Origin of the sequence: Agromyces sp. H66, assembly GCF_004959775.1 — a bacterium.
Taxonomy (GTDB): domain Bacteria; phylum Actinomycetota; class Actinomycetes; order Actinomycetales; family Microbacteriaceae; genus Agromyces.
Map to the genome: position 1 here is coordinate 21,053 of NZ_SJZG01000018.1, position 14,106 is coordinate 35,158.

Sequence of the window (14,106 nt, forward strand, 5' to 3'; positions counted from 1 at the left end):
GATGCCGCGGGTTCGCCGCCCGCGGACGGGCGGCGGCATTCGGCATCCGCTCGATACGCTGGGAGCATGGCGCAGCGCAGGAGACCCGGCCGACCGGCCGAGCCGATCGAGTTCCGTTCCCAGGCGCTTGCGGAGGCGCTCGAACGGCAGGACATGGCCGCCGTGGCACTCGCACTGCGGAACGGCAACACGGTCGTGCCGCTCGTCAGGTCGGGCCCGCGTGACAAGCCGCTCGACGGCGGCGAGGTGTGGACCTATCGCGACCCGAACAGCGGCGAGGTCGCGCTGCTGCTGTTCAGCGACGCCGCGAACAAGCCGTCGAACCTTCCTCCCACCGTCGGGCTGCAGAGCCCTGCGTGGCTGCGCTCGTTCCTGAAGCGGCACGAGTCGACGATCACGACGGTGTTCCTCGACATCGCGGGTCCGCACCCCATGCAGGCTGCGCCGGCCGAGCTGCTCCGAGCGCTCGAGGCGTAGCGCGCGTCGCGAGATCGTTCGGCACCCCCGTAGTGGTCAGGCCGGCAGGATCGTGCGGCGCATGACGGTGTTCTTCATCCCCTTGCGGCGGACGAACTCGAAGCCGGCTTGCTCGTACATCGGATCGAGCGCACCGGTCAAGGCCACCTTCGCGTAGCCCTGTCCGCGGTAACGCTTGTCGACGAAGTTGCAGGTGATGCGGTAGTCGGGCAGTACGTCGGCCTCGGCGAGGTACCTCGCGGTGCTGGATGTTCGGCAGCTCGTCCGGGGTGCCGTACTCCGCCCACGCGATCGCCTCAGCGCCGACCATCACCAGAGCCGCATGAGCCTGCCTGCCCTGGTCGTGGGAGACGCGTCCGCACGAGGCCGAGCGCAGGACGAGCTCGAAGTGGATTCTCCGATGACGCTGCGGCGGAGCGGAACTAGACTCCCCGTCTATGGACATGCTGAGGGGCGAGCAGATCGTCGCGGCACGCCTGACCGACTGGCGCAAGCTCGCCCAGGGACTGCATGCCCGGTTCGTGGTCGACGACTTCGGCGCCGGTGCACGGTTCGTCGTGGCGGTGGCCGAGGCGGGCGACGCGCTCGGCCATTACCCGCGCGTGGTGATCGGCAACGGGTACGTCGATCTCGAGGTGGTCAGCGACGACGCCATATACCGCGACGACGAGGGCACCGAACACGTCATCGAATGGGTGACCCAACAGGACATCGACCTGGCGCGGCGGATCACTGAGATCGCCGCCGACCACGGGGTGGTCTCCGACCCGGCATCGGTCAGCGAGATCGAGCTCGGCCTCGACACCGCCCACTCCGCGGTCATCGCCCCGGTGTGGGCCGCCCTCCTGACCGGGAGCGCCGAGTCCCAGGGCCGCGGGACCCCCAGCGACGAGATCAGGGACGCCACGGGCCGGGTGCCGAACCTGTGGTTCGGTGACGCCGACGACCACGAGACCCCACGTCAGCGGTTCCACCTCGAGGTCTATGTGGCGCCCGAGGTGGCCGAACAACGGGTCGCCGCCGCCCTCGCCGCGGGCGGGACGGTCGTCGATGACAGCGACGCGCCCTCGCTCACGGTGATCGCCGACCAAGACGGCAACCAGGGAGTCGTCTGCGTCGACGTGGCCGCGGCGAAGGAGGATTGAACCGACTCGGATGAGCTCCGCGCGGCCGTGTGTCACCTCGGCCCGCCGCTCGAGCAACGCCGTGGTCGCGGTCAGAATGCGGCGTCGAGCTCGCGCTCGCGCCTCGACGAGGCGGCGATCATGGCACGCTCGACGGCCGCGTGCACGGTGCCGGCCTCGACGTCGAGGATCGTCGTGTAGCCGAGTCGTCGCGCCTCGTTGCCTCGCTGCGCGGCCGAGGTGACCGGGCGCACCTCGCCGGCGAGGCTGATCTCGCCGAATGCGGCGAGCTCGTGGGGCACCGCGCGGTCGCGCATGGCCGACGCGATCGCCACGGCGATGGCGAGGTCGGCGCCGGGCTCGGCGAGCCGAACGCCCCCGACGGTCGAGACGTACACGTCGTGCTCGCCGAGCTGCTTGAGACCCGCACGACGCTCGAGCACGGCGATGATCATCGCCACCCGCGACGGGTCGACCCCGTTGACGACGCGACGAGGCTGCGGCGCCTTGGTCGTGACGACGAGCGCCTGCACCTCGACGGGGAGCGCCCGACGGCCCTCGAGCGCGACCGTGACGCAGGTGCCGCTCACGGCATTGCGGGAGCGGCTGAGGAAGAGCCCGGAGGGGTCGGGCACCTCGGCGATGCCGTCGCCGGTCATCTCGAAGCATCCGACCTCGTCGGTGGGGCCGAAGCGGTTCTTCAGGGCCCGCACGAACCGCAGCGCGGTCTGCCGGTCGCCCTCGAACTGGCAGACCACGTCGACGAGGTGCTCGAGCAGGCGGGGACCTGCGATCGAACCGTCTTTCGTGACGTGCCCGACCAGGAGTACCGGCAACTGCCGCTCCTTCGCGACGCGGATCAGGGTGGACGCGACCTCGCGGACCTGGCTCGGCTGGCCGGGCAGGCCGTCGGAGAGGGCGCTCGACACCGTCTGCACGGAGTCGACCACGAGGAGGTCGGGGGCGACCTGGTCGATCTGGCCGAGGACGGTGGCGAGATCGGTCTCTGCGGCGAGATAGAGCTCATCGTGCAGCGCACCCGTGCGGCCCGCGCGGAGGCGAACCTGGGCAGTGGACTCCTCGGCGCTCACGTAGAGCACCCGCCGCCCGGTGGCCGCGACCCGGGCCGCCACCTCGAGCAGGAGCGTGGACTTGCCGACGCCGGGCTCGCCCGAGAGGAGGATCGCGGCGCCCGCCACGATGCCGCCGCCGAGCACGCGATCGAACTCGCCGATGCCGGTCGGACGGTGCGCCGCGTCTTCGGTCTGGATCTCGGCGATCGGCCGCGCGCCGCGCCCGACGGAAGGCTCGACGGCGTGCAGCGTGCGGGTGATGCCCTGCGGCGCACCCGCTTCGGCGACGGTGCCCCACTGCTGGCACTCGGCGCAGCGGCCCGCCCATTTGGCGGTGGTCCACCCGCACTCGGTGCAGCGGAACGCGGAGGTGGGTCGGGCCATGCTGCGAGGTTAGCCGTGGCTCCCGACATCCGACCGTACGGCGGCGGCGTGGCCGGCGGTCGGCGTGGGCGCCGGGGCATCCGCCGGGAACCTGGCATCGAGATCGGCGATGAGCGCCGACCGGAACGCCTCGGCCCAGACCTTGTAGCCGTGGTCGTTCGGGTGGAAGAAGTCGGCGGCGAAGTGCGTGAACATGCGGCGCACGCCCCGGAGCCGGGTGACGGTGTGCAGTGGCACGACCGTGAGACCGAACTCGCCGGCCACCGAGCGCAGGATGCGATTCGCCACCGCGACCTTGCGCTCATTGTGCGGGAAGTAGAAGAACGGCAGGTTGGCGACGAGTGCGTGCGACGGCAGGGCGGCGAAGATCTCGCGGATGCCGCGCTCGAACATCTCGGGGTCCCACTTGGCGATGTCGTTCGCGCCGATCGCCACCGTCACGATGTCGGGCCGGAACTTCGCGAACTTCGGGAGCTGGTCGCGTACCGCGAGGTCGACCGTGGCACCCGAGACGCTGAGGTTCACCACGCGCACGCTGCGCCCGGTCGCCGCCCGGATGTCTCGGGCCAGCAGCCCCACGTAGCTGCGGTCGGGGCGGCTCGCCCCGATGCCCTGCGCCGCGCTGTCGCCCATGGCGACGTACAAGAGCTCGCCCGGCTGCTCGGCGTGGTCGCGCCACCATTTCGAATGCACGGGGAGCGTCTCGTTGAGGATGGCCGAGTTCGCGGTGAGGCGCGCGCGGAATCGGCGCCACGCGGCGCGCACGGTGAGCGCGACGCCGGCGACGATGGCGCCGACGACGGCGATCGGGATGAGGGCTGCCGCCGCCCCCGGGCGATCTTCGGCCACGAGGGCGACCGTAGGTCTCGATGCTGAACGGCGGCTGAGCGGATGCTGCATACCCGGGCGGTCGCGTATGGCGTGTGTTCGAGGCATCCGATCGTTTTGGATGATCCCGCGAGGTCGTCTAAGATCGATCCCGGTACCGTGTCCGAGCGGCCGAAGGTGCAACTCTCGAAAAGTTGTGTGGGTGAAAGCCCACCGTGGGTTCAAATCCCACCGGTACCGCCATGGAGAACCCCTGTGAGAACAGGGGTTTTCTGCTGTCCGGGATGGCGGTGCGGCACGGCGCCGCGGGGTTACCGGCCATAAAGAGTGGATGCCTCGCCCGCAGCCCGCAGCCCGCAGCCCGCGGGCCCCATGTCACGCCGTGGCCGGAGGCTCCGGCGGCGGCACCACGATGGTCGGACAGTGCGCGTTCGTGACCAGCGTGTGACTCACGGAGCCGAGGAACATGCGGCGCACCGGACCCAGCCGGCGCGTGCCGACGACGACGGTGGACATCTCGCGCGCGTGCCGGAGCAGCACGCCGGCGGGCGAGCCAGACTCGACGCGCGACTCGACGACGAGCCCCGGGAAGTCGGCGATCACCGGCTCGAGCGCCCGTTCGAGCACGCGCCGGCCGGTCTCGGGATCGTGCGAGCGGGCGCCGACGTGCACGGCACGCAGCATCTCGCCCGTCGACGTCGCGAGCTCGGCGGCGAACCGGCAGAGGTGCTCTGCCTCGGGCACGTCGTCGACGCCGACCAGCACGCCGGCACGCTCCCGCTCGTCACCCACGGGGACGACGGCGACCGGGCCGGCGGCGGCGCCGGAGACTCGTGCTCCGATCCGCGAGCTGTACCAGTACTCCTCGGTGTGTCCGTTCTCCGCGCCGATGACGACCAGCGCGTCGGGCCCGCTGCGGTCGGTGAGCAGGTCTCCCGGCTCGCCCTGCACGACCTCCGTCTGCACCTCGAGTCCGGGATGCTCCGCGCCGATGCGCGCGGCCAGCTCCGCGATCTCCGTGGTCGCGAGGTCCAGTTCTCGTCGCGTCTCGGCGTCGTCGCTCGCGATCGACGTGTCGTCGACGGCCCGCATGATGCGCAGCACACCCGACCCGCCGGGTTGCCGCAGCGCCCGGCTCGTCGCCCACGCGACCGCGTTGGCCCCCGTGCGATCGTTGTTCCACCCCACGATGGTCGTGTCGTACATCGCTCTCCCTCGGCTCGACTCCTCGAGTCTCGTCGCCACGCGCGGGCCGCGCGGGGCCCAAGGTCCCCCGGCGGCGATCGCGCCGCCATCACCAGCCGCTTCGGGTCGGCGTGTGCCCCTCTCGTGCCTTTTCCGGCATCGGCATCTCGGCCCGCAGGCCGAGGAGCCGGATCGGCCGGCCGGGCTCGATCCGACCGGCGAGGCCGAGCGCGGCCGCCTCCACGACGGCGGGGTCCCGGGTCTCGGCGATCTTCCTCTGCATCGTCTTCGTGATGAACGGCGCGTAGCGCACCTTGAGGGTCAGCCCGATCACGGGCCGGCCCTCGGCCGCGACATCCTCGAGGACCTTGGCGGTGAGCCCGCGGACCGCCGCCTCGACCTGGGCGGGTTCGGTCAGGTCCTGCTGGAACGTCGTCTCCCGGCTGTGCCCGCGGGCGACCCACGGCGTGTCGTCGACGACGCGCTCGCCCTCGCCCCGGCCGAGCAGGCCGTACCACGGTCCCATCTTCGGGCCGAACTCGGTCGCCAGCACCGCCGGGTCGGCCGTGGCCAGTTCAGCGACCGTCGCGATGCCGTGTGCGGCGAGCCGGGCCGAGATCCGGGAGCCGACGCCCCAGAGGTCGACGGTCGGTCGGTCGCCCATGATCTCGAGCCAGTTCTCGGCGGTGAGCCGGAACACGCCCCGTGGCTTGCCGAATCCGGTGGCGACCTTCGCTCGCACGAGCGTGTCGCCGATGCCGATGCTGCAGTGCAGGCCGGTCCGTTCGAGCACCGCCGCCTGCACCCGGCGGGCGTAGGCCTCCGGGTCGTCGGTCTGCACGCCGAGGAACGCCTCGTCCCAGCCCAGCACCTGCACGGTCGCGTCCGGTTGCGTCCGGAGCGTCGCCATGACCTGCGCGGAAGCCGCCGTGTAGGCCTCGGCGTCCACCGGCAGGATCACCGCGTCGGGCGCTTTGCGCGCGGCGATGCGCAAGGGCATGCCCGAGCCGACGCCGAACTCGCGGGCCTCGTAGGAGGCGGTGGAGACGACGGCGCGCTCGGTCGGGTCGCCTCGTCCGCCGACGATGAGCGGCTTCCCGGCGAGTTCCGGATGCCGCAGCACCTCGACGGCGGCGATGAACTGGTCGAGGTCGACGTGCAGCACCCAATACTCGCGATTGTGGCTCACGCGACCAGTCTGCCCCGTTCTGGCGGGATCAGCTGGGCATACTGCTGGATCCGAATACTCGGCAAGGGGTTGCGGCAAATTCTCAGGTTGTGGTTTCGTGAGACACCCCCAAAGGGGTACCCCACAGAAACGAAGGAGCACACCAATGGGTTTCCTCGCATTTCTCATCCTCGGCCTGATCGCCGGCGCCATCGCCAAGCTCATCCTCCCGGGCAAGCAGGGCGGCGGCTGGCTGGTGACGCTGCTGCTGGGAGTCGTGGGCGCGATCCTCGGCGGCTGGCTGGGCAGTCTCATCTTCGGCGTCGGCCTGGACGAGTTCTGGGACCTGAGCACCTGGCTGCTCGCGATCGCCGGTGCGATCATCGTGCTGCTCATCTGGGGCCTCATCACGCGGAACCGGAGCCGCACCACCTGATCCGGAACACCACGCATCGAGCGGATGGCGGGCTTCCCGCCGTCCGCTCGATCGCGTTCCGGGGCCGTTCCCGCGCTCGGTGCTAGCGTGAAGCACATCAGCCCGCGTCGATGCGACCGGAGGGAGGCGTGCTCGTGATCGAACTCATCACGGCGCTGCTCCGGTACGTGCGGGCGACCCTCGAGGTGCACCTCGCCTCCGACGTCCTGGTGACGGTGCTGCTCGTCGGCGTGATCGGCGCCGCGGCCACCGCGATCGTGGTGTCGGCGTGGCGGATGGTGCCGGCCCTGGTCGACGCAGACCCGAGCGGCGCCTCGACGCGCCTCCGGCAGACCACCGATCCTGCACGACTCATCTCGCAGAGCGACCCCGACGCAGCCGGTCGGCCCCGCCCCAGGGCACCAGGACGCGGCATCCCGGCCGCGTAGCGACATCCGACCACACGGCACCTCGCCCATTCGAGGTGCGCGGTCTCACGCACCGCTCCAGCGGCCAGACGGATCCCGCATCCCTCCGACCGCAAGGAACACCAGTGGACCTCTACGCCCTCCCGCCCGTCGCCGCGCTCCTCGACGGTGCGCACCGGACCCTCATGGGCCTCGCCGGCCTCCTCGAACCGTTCATCGGCGTCTCGAGCGCCGCGGCCGCCATCGTGCTCGTGACGCTCCTCGTGCGGGCCGTGCTCATCCCCGTCGGCGTCTCGCAGGCGAAGGCCGATCGCACGCGCGCCCGACTCTCCCCGCGTCTCGCCGAGCTCCGCCGCCGCCACGGGAAGGATCCCGAGCGCCTCCGTCACGAGACCATGGCGCTGTACGCAGCGGAGGGCGCCTCGCCGTTCGCCGGCTGCCTCCCGATGCTGGCGCAGGCTCCCGTGCTGGGCGTGATCTACGCGCTCTTCATCCTGCCCACCATCGCGGGGCATCCGAACGTGCTCCTCGAGCAGCAACTCGGCGGCGTGCCGCTCGGTTCGAGCCTCGCGGGCTCGATCGCGGCCGGCACGCTCGACCCGGCGTCGCTCGCGGTGTTCCTCGTCGTCATCGCCTCGATCGCCCTCGTCGGCGAGGTCACCCGGCGCGTCTTCGGCCTGGCGCAGGAGAGGTCGACGGATGCCGCATCGCCGTCGCCGCTCGCGACCCCGGTCGCCCGGCGACTGGTCGGCGTCATGCAGTTCATCACGGCCGTCATCGCCGTCTTCGTGCCGCTCGCGGCGGCGCTCTACCTGCTCGTCACGGTCGTGTGGACGCTCGGACAGCGCGTGCTGCTGCGTCGGGCGTTCCCGCCGGAGTCGGCGTGAGCGTCACGCGTCGGCCAGTTCGACGAACCGGCGGAGCATCCGCTGCGGTTCGGTGACGGATGCCGCGGCGAGGCGTTCGCTCACGGCGCGCAGCTCGCTCGCCGGGAAGTACCCGTGATGCCGGTACACCTGGGCGCGCGCGACGAAGTCGCTCGTCGACACCTCGGGATGGAACTGGGTCGCCCACACGCGATCGCCGACCCGGTAGACCTGCACCGGGCAGGCGGCGGACGACGCCAGCAGCACCGCGTCGTCCGGGAGCCGTTCGGTCGCCTCCTTGTGACCCACGAGCGCCTCGAACCGCTCGGGCAGCACGCCGGCGAGCGCGTCGGCTCGGCCCTCGGCGGTGAGCGTGATCTCGACCGCGGCGGCCTGCTCGCCGTGCAGTGTGCCGACGTGGCCGCCGAGGACGCGCGTGAGCACGCCGATGCCGTAGCACGTGAAGAGCAGCGGATGGTCGCGTTCGAGCGCGGCCTCGGCGAGCCGTGCGAGGTCGGCCTCGACGCGGCGCTGCACCGGGTGCTTGTGCGCGTCGGGCGTGGTGACGTTGTAGGGGCTGCCGCCGACGACCACGCCCGCGAACCCGTCGAGGCGCACGTCACCGAGCGGCTCCGCATCGAGCCGCACGTGTTCCAGGCGGGACGCGTCGACGCCCATCGCCCGTCGCACGGACTCGTACTCGGGCCCCACCGCCTCGACCTCGGGTCGGGCCGAGAGGAACAGGAACGGCCTCATCGCCCGCGGCCGCGCTTGCGCGTCGAGCCGCCGCGGCGACCGGATGCGCCGCGCCGGGCGTTCGGGTCGCGCCGCGATCTCGGCTCGCGCCGTGCGGCACGCTCGCGACGTGCGGCAGGTTCGGGGCGAGCGGATGCCTCGGGGCTCGTGGCCTCGCCGCGGGAGCTGCGTGCCGTGCGACCGCGCACGACCGCCACGAACTCCTGGATGTCGGCGTCGTCGCGCTCGACGCGCCACACGAGCGCGATGCGCGTGGTCGGGGCATCCGTCACCGGGATCGCGACCACGTCGCGGCGATGATGCAGGCGGGCGACGCCGTGGGGGAGCAGCGCATGCCCGGCGCCCGCGGCGACGAGCTCGACCGTCATCGCGGCGTCGGGTTGCGCGGGCGCGAGGGGCTCGCCCTCGAGGTCGGCGAGCGTGAGCGACCCGGCTTCCGCGAGCGGATGCTCCTTCGGGAGCACGGCGACCGCCAGCTCCTCCCAGAGCGGGATCTCGTGCAGGCCCGCAGCCGCGACGGGCAGGCGCACGAATGCGACATCCGCATCGCCGGCGAGGAGGTCGACGAGCTGCTCGGACTGCTCGACGCGCGTCGCCTCGAGCGGCAGGTCGGGTCGGCGCTCGGCCCAGACGCGCAGCCACCTGGCCGGGCTCACCCCGGCGACGTAGCGGAGCCTCAGGACCATCCGATCAGGGTATCGGCTACGGTGTCATGGTGAGCCAGAGCCAGTCGATGAAGCCCGAGACCGCCGCGAAGAAGCTCGGCATCCTGCTCGAGGCCGCGCCGGCCGAGTTCCGAGAGGGCGTCGTCACGAGAGACGAGCTCAGTGCGCTGCAGGAGGAGCCGCCCGAGTGGTTGCAGGTGCTCCGCCGCGAGGGGCCGCACCCGCGCAGCGTCGTCGCCGCGAAGCTCGGCGTCTCGAACTCCGGCCTCGCTCGCGGCGGCGTCACCGAGCCGCTCACCACCGCCGAGATCAAGGCGCTCCTCGCCGCACCGCCGCAGTGGCTCGTGCAGGAGCGGGCGACGCAGGCGGCCGTGCGTGCCGAGAAGCGACGTGTCGCCGACCGCGACGCCGAGCGAGCCGCGAAGCGCGCCTCCGAGTCGGGCGGCGGTGGAGGCGGCGCGGGCGTCTGACCCCGTCCCCGCCTCGACCCCCCCCGATCGAGAAGTCGCGGATGCATGGTGGCACCGTGCAGATGCGACCGTTCGATCCTGGTCCCGTTCGCCGCGGGTCAGGCGGCGCGTGCGTAGCGCGCCCGCAGGAAGGCCGCGATGTCGGCGAGCTCACGCTCGGCGATCGAGTGTCCGAGCCCCTCGTAGATGCGCTCGTCGAGGTCGGCGTGCCCCGGCAGCCACTGCTGCGTGCGGGCGACGTAGTCGGCCGGGATCACGCCGTCGGCGGTGCCGCGGCCCCAGAACACGGGTGTCGCCAGTGCCGCGAGCCGCAGGTCGCCCTCGCGCTCGCCGGGGAGTGAGAACCCCGACAGGTTCACCGCGAACGCGAATCGCTCGGGCGCCCGGCGCAGCAGCTCGAGGGCCATCGCGCCGCCCTGCGAGAACCCGAGCAACCCGATGGCGGACGCGTCGGGCGCCGCCCGGTCGATCCACGCGAGGATCGCGTCGGTCGCAGCATCCGCGGCCTCGAGCGCCTGCTCGACGCCCTCGCCGAGCAGGGGGAACCAGGCGTGCCCGTACCCCGTGAAGATCGGTGCGCGAAGCGACGCGATCGCCGGTTCGAGGGGCAGGTACGGCGCGAGGCCGAAGAGGTCGCCCTCGTTCGAGTTGTACCCGTGCAGGAGCAGCAGCAGCGGCCGCCCCTCGCGGTCGGCCTCGGATGCCGACCAGAGCACCGCCTCGTCGTCGACTCGCACCTCGGGCATGATCCTCCGCTCCGGACGGCGGAGACGGATGCCACGAGCCGGCCGGTCCCGCACGCCCGTGTTCGAGCGTACCCGCCGATTCCGTGGCGCCCGTCGCCCGGTGGGGCAGAATCGAGGCATGAGCGTTCGCACCCCCGATCCGGATTGGAATCCCGACGACGAGCCCGTCGTGCGGCCGCCGGCGAATCCGGGCTGGCTGAGCGACCTCGAGCTCGCCGAGATCCGTGGGCGGCTGCCGCTGCTCTACGTGGAGGCCGTGCCCGTGCGCGTCGACGGACTCGGGCAGGTCACCGAGGTCGGCGTGCTGCTTCGTGCGAACGCCGTCGGCCAGATGACCCGCACAGTCGTCTCGGGCCGCGTCATGTACGGCGAGACGCTGCGCGACGCGCTGTTCCGCCACCTCGAGAAGGACCTCGGGCCCATGGCGTTCCCGCTGCTGCCGGCGAGCCCGGTGCCGTTCACGGTGGCCGAGTACTTCCCGCTGCCGGGCCTCTCGCCGTTCACCGACGAACGCCAGCACGCCGTGTCGCTCGCGTACGTCGTGCCCGTGACGGGCACCTGCGAGCCGCGCCAGGACGCCCTCGAGGTGACCTGGATGACCCCGCTCGAGGCGGTGTCGGAGGGCATCGTCGCCGAGATGGAGGGCGGTCGGGGCGTGCTGCTCAAGCAGGCGCTCGCCTCGGTCGGGGCCCTCCGCTAGCCGCCGGGCCTCAGGTGAGCCCGAGCGTGTCGAGGAACAGGCGAGCGAGTCGCTCGCCGTCGACCTCGAGCGCGACCTCGACGTTCGTCCACTCGTCGGGATGCGCCTGCACCATGCTCTCGCCCCGGGAGAGCTCGCGGAGGTCGACGAGCGTCTGCCCGCGCCCGTAGCCGGCGAGTTCGACGCGCACGGGCCGCACCTCGGTGCGGAGCGCCAGCGGATCGACGAGCGAGCACACGGCGCCGGCATCGCCGATGAGCCCCGTGTACTCGGCGCGCTCGTCCTCCGACAGCGCGACGCGATGGCCGAGCAGCGTGCCGACCACACGGCCGAGCGGGTCGTCGCCGTGCTGGAGGGCCACGGCGACCTCGTGGTCGACGGCGACGCGATTGAAGACGTCGAGTCCGTACATGTAGGTCGGCACGTTCGAGTCGAGCACGATCGCCGCGGCCTCTGGGTCGTGCCACACGTTGAACTCGGCCACGGCCGTGGCGTTGCCCACGCTCGCCGAGCCGCCCATGAAGACGATGCGCTCGAGGTTGCCGGCGACCTCGGGGTAGGTGCGCAGCAGCAACGCGAGATTGGTCTGCGGCGCGAGCGCCACGAGCGTCACGGGCGTCGGGTGCTCGAGGATGAGCCGGCGCATGAGCTCCACCGCTCCCGTCGAGGTCGCCCGGCGCCGGGTGGGCGGAAGCACCAGGTCGCCGAGGCCCGCCGGCCCGTGCACGTGGCCCGCGGCACGCGGCGGCTCCAGCAGGGGCCGCACGGCCCCCGCCGCGACGGGAAGGTCGGGTGCGTCCGCCGCATCCAGGACTCGCAGCGTGTTGTCGACGACCTGCGCCAGCGGCGCGTTGCCGGCGACGCACGAGATGCCGAGCACGTCGAGGCCCGGATGCCGCACGGCGAACAGGATGGCCATGGCGTCGTCGACGCCCGTGTCGACGTCGAGCACGATGGGGATGGACATGCGCCCAGCGTATTGGAGTCGGATACGGGGCGGGGGAGCGGTCCGCGGACGATTACGAAACGCCTCGTGCGGCCGCGAATCCGCGTCGGCAGCGTAATCGGAACGTAGTCGGGCCGCTCGCGACATCCGCCCGGCCCGCCCCGCTTCCTACGGTCGAACCCATGACTGCACATCATGACTCGACGCTGCCGCGCCTCCTGCGCCAGGGCAGCCCCACTTCCGGCCGTACGCGGCCCGCTGCGCGGGCGATCCGGCGCGCACTCATCCCCGTGATCGCCGCGCCCGTCGCGCTGTCGCTCACCGGATGCATCCAACTCCCCCTCGGAGGGCAGAGCGGAGGCGCCGTCTCGTTCGACGGCGTGCAGTCCGCCACCATCCAGATCGAGGCCGTCGGCACCTTCGTCGATCCCTCCGAGGGGGGCTACGAAGCCGCGGGTCGCGGCTCGGGCTTCCTCATCGCCGACTCGGGCGTCGCCGTCACGAACAACCACGTCGTGACCGGCGCCGGCACCATCAAGGTGTGGCGGGGCGGCGACACCACCGAGGAGATCGGCGCCAAGGTGCTCGGCTCCTCCGAGTGCCTCGACCTCGCGGTCATCGAACTCGAGGGCGACGGGTATCCCTACCTGGCGTGGCACAAGGGCGAGATCGGCACGGCGACCGACGTCTACGCCGCCGGCTTCCCGCTCGGCGACCCGACATTCACCATGACGCGAGGCATCGTCTCGAAGGCGTCGACCGACGGCGAGACACCCTGGGCCTCGATCGACAACGTCATCGAGCACGACGCCCGCATCCGCAGCGGCAACTCGGGCGGCCCGCTGGTCGACGAGGACGGCGCCGTGGTCGGCGTGAACTACGCCGGGAACGACGCGCTCGACTACAACTACGCCATCCACCGTGACGAGGTGACCGATGCGGTGAAGAAGATGCGCGAGGGCGAGGACGTGCTGAGCCTCGGCATCAACGGCACCGCGCTGCAGGACGAGGAGGGCAACGGCCTCGGCATCTGGGTGAACTCGGTGAAGTCGGGCTCGTCGGCCGACAAGGCCGGCGTCGAGCCCGGCGACCTCCTCACCCGCATGGAGGGCGTGAGCCTCGGGCTGAACGGCACGATGACCGAGTACTGCGACGTGCTGCGCACGCACGGCCACGACGCGACGCTCTCGGTCGAGCTCTACCGCCCGAGCGAGGAGGCGTACTACCGCGGCCAGTTCAACGGCGACGAGAAGCTCGAGCCGGTGAGCGTGATCGCCGACGCGACCGGCACGTCGGGCTCGAGCGCCTCGGCCGGCGAGTTCGTCACCGTCACCGACGACTCCGGCGTGGTGATCGTCGAGGTTCCCGCCAGCTGGGCGCAGGTCGACGGCGCACCGTTCACCGACGACGCCGGCAACGAGTACAAGGGCGTGCAGGCGAGCACGAACCTGGCCGAGTTCCAGACCACCTGGAACGTGCCCGGGGTCGCCATCTACGCCTCCCAGGCCGCGGTCGGCATCACGACACCCGAGGCGCTCCACGAGGCCATGACCTCGTCGTTGGGCGCCGACGGCTGCCAGCAGGTCGACGCCGACAGCTACGACGACGGCTACCACCTGGGCGTGTACAGCTACTGGACGGACTGCGGGGGCGTCGGCACGTCGGCCGTCGTCGTCGCCGCGAACTCGGTCGCCGGGGACTACCTCATCCTCGTCAGCGCGCAGGCGTCCACCGACGCGGACATCGCGGCCATCGACCGGGTGCTGGCGAGCTTCGTCGCCGTGTTCTGAGCGAGACCGCACCGAAGCCGAGCGGATGTCCCGGGCGCGCGTCCGGGGCATCCGCTCCGCCGTATCCCACGAAGTTGGGACAGCG

At 71.9% G+C, this 14,106-nt stretch carries 16 protein-coding genes and 1 tRNA gene; 9 read left to right on the forward strand and 8 right to left on the reverse strand.

From position 1 onward, the window contains the following. The first annotated feature begins 66 nt into the window (after positions 1 to 66). The gene (locus EZM51_RS19610) at positions 67 to 477 is read left to right on the forward strand and encodes a dehydrogenase (RefSeq protein WP_136710000.1); all 411 of its coding nucleotides are present in this window, start codon (positions 67 to 69) and stop codon (positions 475 to 477) included. Between the two features lie 437 nt (positions 478 to 914). Next, positions 915 to 1,622 (forward strand): VOC family protein, encoded by a 708-nt coding sequence (locus EZM51_RS19620; RefSeq protein ID WP_136710001.1) that lies wholly within the window; start codon positions 915 to 917, stop codon positions 1,620 to 1,622. Between the two features lie 71 nt (positions 1,623 to 1,693). Here the strand turns inward: EZM51_RS19620 and radA are convergent, their stop codons facing one another. Together radA and EZM51_RS19630 are read right to left on the reverse strand one after the other, a co-directional pair. Further along, positions 1,694 to 3,058 carry a DNA repair protein RadA gene (gene radA, locus EZM51_RS19625; protein ID WP_136710002.1) on the reverse strand — a complete coding sequence of 455 codons (1,365 nt, stop codon included), beginning with the start codon at positions 3,056 to 3,058 and terminating at the stop codon, positions 1,694 to 1,696. A 9-nt stretch (positions 3,059 to 3,067) separates the two neighbouring features. Beyond that, a complete protein-coding gene (locus EZM51_RS19630; RefSeq protein ID WP_248305752.1) occupies positions 3,068 to 3,907 on the reverse strand; it encodes an SGNH/GDSL hydrolase family protein in 840 nt (279 codons plus the stop codon). A 132-nt stretch (positions 3,908 to 4,039) separates the two neighbouring features. Between EZM51_RS19630 and EZM51_RS19635 the strand changes: the two genes are divergently transcribed. After that, positions 4,040 to 4,129, forward strand: a tRNA-Ser gene (locus EZM51_RS19635). A gap of 132 nt (positions 4,130 to 4,261) precedes the next feature. Here the strand turns inward: EZM51_RS19635 and EZM51_RS19640 are convergent. Together EZM51_RS19640 and EZM51_RS19645 are read right to left on the reverse strand one after the other, a co-directional pair. After that, positions 4,262 to 5,092, reverse strand: a complete 831-nt coding sequence (locus EZM51_RS19640) for a universal stress protein (RefSeq protein WP_136710004.1) — start codon at positions 5,090 to 5,092, stop codon at positions 4,262 to 4,264. Positions 5,093 to 5,180: 88 nt separating this feature from the next. After that, a complete protein-coding gene (locus tag EZM51_RS19645; protein ID WP_136710030.1) occupies positions 5,181 to 6,236 on the reverse strand; it encodes a DNA polymerase IV in 1,056 nt (351 codons plus the stop codon). A 169-nt stretch (positions 6,237 to 6,405) separates the two neighbouring features. Between EZM51_RS19645 and EZM51_RS19650 the strand changes: the two genes are divergently transcribed. The 3 genes from EZM51_RS19650 to EZM51_RS19660 all read left to right on the forward strand — a co-directional run bounded on the left by EZM51_RS19650 (position 6,406) and on the right by EZM51_RS19660 (position 7,969). Continuing rightward, the gene (locus EZM51_RS19650) at positions 6,406 to 6,675 is read left to right on the forward strand and encodes a GlsB/YeaQ/YmgE family stress response membrane protein (RefSeq protein WP_136710005.1); all 270 of its coding nucleotides are present in this window, start codon (positions 6,406 to 6,408) and stop codon (positions 6,673 to 6,675) included. A gap of 110 nt (positions 6,676 to 6,785) precedes the next feature. Further along, on the forward strand, positions 6,786 to 7,103 hold the full coding sequence (locus EZM51_RS19655) for a DUF6412 domain-containing protein (protein WP_136710006.1): 318 nt from the start codon (positions 6,786 to 6,788) through the stop codon (positions 7,101 to 7,103). Between the two features lie 104 nt (positions 7,104 to 7,207). Beyond that, positions 7,208 to 7,969 (forward strand): YidC/Oxa1 family membrane protein insertase, encoded by a 762-nt coding sequence (locus EZM51_RS19660; RefSeq protein WP_136710007.1) that lies wholly within the window; start codon positions 7,208 to 7,210, stop codon positions 7,967 to 7,969. A 3-nt stretch (positions 7,970 to 7,972) separates the two neighbouring features. Here the strand turns inward: EZM51_RS19660 and EZM51_RS19665 are convergent, their stop codons facing one another. After that, positions 7,973 to 8,704 (reverse strand): glutamine amidotransferase, encoded by a 732-nt coding sequence (locus EZM51_RS19665; protein WP_136710008.1) that lies wholly within the window; start codon positions 8,702 to 8,704, stop codon positions 7,973 to 7,975. Next, entirely contained in the window at positions 8,701 to 9,390 is a 690-nt protein-coding gene (locus EZM51_RS19670) for a LysR family substrate-binding domain-containing protein (protein ID WP_136710009.1), read from the reverse strand. Before EZM51_RS19670 ends, EZM51_RS19665 begins: the two co-directional genes overlap by 4 nt. Positions 9,391 to 9,416: 26 nt before the next feature. On the opposite strand from EZM51_RS19670, the gene EZM51_RS19675 reads away from it, so the two are divergent. After that, positions 9,417 to 9,839 (forward strand): DUF5997 family protein, encoded by a 423-nt coding sequence (locus EZM51_RS19675; protein ID WP_136710010.1) that lies wholly within the window; start codon positions 9,417 to 9,419, stop codon positions 9,837 to 9,839. A 98-nt stretch (positions 9,840 to 9,937) separates the two neighbouring features. Here EZM51_RS19675 and EZM51_RS19680 read toward each other — a convergent pair whose 3' ends face one another. Beyond that, positions 9,938 to 10,585 carry an alpha/beta fold hydrolase gene (locus EZM51_RS19680; protein ID WP_136710011.1) on the reverse strand — a complete coding sequence of 216 codons (648 nt, stop codon included), beginning with the start codon at positions 10,583 to 10,585 and terminating at the stop codon, positions 9,938 to 9,940. A 118-nt stretch (positions 10,586 to 10,703) separates the two neighbouring features. Here EZM51_RS19680 and EZM51_RS19685 point away from each other — a divergent pair, with 118 nt between their 5' ends. Further along, positions 10,704 to 11,285 carry an NUDIX hydrolase family protein gene (locus EZM51_RS19685; protein ID WP_136710012.1) on the forward strand — a complete coding sequence of 194 codons (582 nt, stop codon included), beginning with the start codon at positions 10,704 to 10,706 and terminating at the stop codon, positions 11,283 to 11,285. Positions 11,286 to 11,295: 10 nt separating this feature from the next. Here EZM51_RS19685 and EZM51_RS19690 read toward each other — a convergent pair whose 3' ends face one another. Further along, complete coding sequence (locus EZM51_RS19690; RefSeq protein WP_136710013.1) at positions 11,296 to 12,252, reverse strand: nucleoside hydrolase; 957 nt, start codon at positions 12,250 to 12,252, stop codon at positions 11,296 to 11,298. 161 nt (positions 12,253 to 12,413) lie between these two features. Here EZM51_RS19690 and EZM51_RS19695 point away from each other — a divergent pair, with 161 nt between their 5' ends. Then, complete coding sequence (locus EZM51_RS19695; RefSeq protein WP_136710014.1) at positions 12,414 to 14,021, forward strand: trypsin-like peptidase domain-containing protein; 1,608 nt, start codon at positions 12,414 to 12,416, stop codon at positions 14,019 to 14,021. Positions 14,022 to 14,106: the final 85 nt, after the last annotated feature.